Here is a 394-nt window from a genome sequence, read left to right as displayed (position 1 = left end):
ACGTGCCCTCGACGCCTGGCGGGAGGTCTACAACTTCGAGCGACCGCACGAAGCGCTCGGGCAACAAGTCCCGGCTAGTCGATATCGGCCGAGCCAGCGGGCCATGCCCGATCGATTGCCGGAGGTCGAATACGACAGCCATGAGATCGTGCGCCGCGTTTCCACGACCAAGGCCTACGTCAGCTTCAAGGGATGTCATTGGAAAGTGCCACAGGCCTTCTGTGGTGAGCGCCTCGCCATCCGCCCCTCGGCAAACGATGCGCAATACGGGGTCTTCTTTGCCGCCCACCAAGTCGCTATCATCGACTTGGCGAGCGGAAAAAGTGTCGGCTATGTCCCCGAACACCCGTCGGTCATGTCCCCGGGCTGAACACTTGACCGGGCGATCCAGTAC

General features: G+C 61.9%; 1 pseudogene. It reads left to right on the top strand.

Going from position 1 to position 394, the window contains the following annotated elements:
- Positions 1 to 370 (top strand): annotated as a pseudogene (locus XI08_RS09765) (IS481 family transposase); the annotation flags it as partial.
- Positions 371 to 394: the final 24 nt, after the last annotated feature.

The organism is Bradyrhizobium sp. CCBAU 11361, assembly GCF_028128935.1.
GTDB classification, from domain to species: Bacteria; Pseudomonadota; Alphaproteobacteria; order Rhizobiales; family Xanthobacteraceae; genus Bradyrhizobium; species Bradyrhizobium niftali.
The sequence above is the reverse complement of the archived record's forward strand: the minus strand, read 5'-3'. Positions and strand labels throughout refer to the sequence as shown.